This is a genomic window from Pseudomonas spartinae (assembly GCF_965197125.1).
GTDB lineage: Bacteria > Pseudomonadota > Gammaproteobacteria > Pseudomonadales > Pseudomonadaceae > Aquipseudomonas > Aquipseudomonas composti_A.
Map to the genome: position 1 here is coordinate 1 of NZ_CBDAMB010000038.1, position 490 is coordinate 490.

Annotated in this window: 1 protein-coding gene; it reads right to left on the reverse strand. The window is 44.3% G+C overall.

Translation table 11 applies throughout. The annotated features are described in order from the left end of the window. Positions 1-490 (reverse strand): EF-Tu/IF-2/RF-3 family GTPase (locus ACN8M7_RS25950; protein WP_490262626.1); only part of this gene is annotated, 490 nt, incomplete at both ends.

Genomic DNA, 490 nt, shown 5'->3' on the forward strand with positions numbered 1-490 from the left:
GTGCGTACGCTTAAGGATATCTACTTTGATATCTAGGTGAAGTTCCCCCATCCCTTTCAGGATAGTTTCGCCAGTCTCTTCGTCTGACTCAACTTGGAATGATGGATCTTCAGAAACCATTTTACCAAGTGCAACACCTAACTTCTCAGAACCACCTTTATCTTTAGGCGCAACCGCGATAGAGATAACTGGGATTGGGAAGATCATTGGCTCAAGAGTACATTCGTGTTTAGGATCACACAGAGTATGACCAGTTTTCACGTTCTTCATACCAACGATAGCAATGATGTCACCCGCTTGCGCAGAGTCGATTTCATTACGGTCATCAGCGTGCATTTCTACCATGCGGCCAATACGTTCAGTTTTACCTGTCGCACTGTTCAAAATGGTATCGCCTTTCTTCAGTTTACCTGAGTAAACACGAACGAAGGTTAATGCACCAAAACGGTCATCCATGATCTTAAACGCAAGAGCACGGAATGGTTCATCA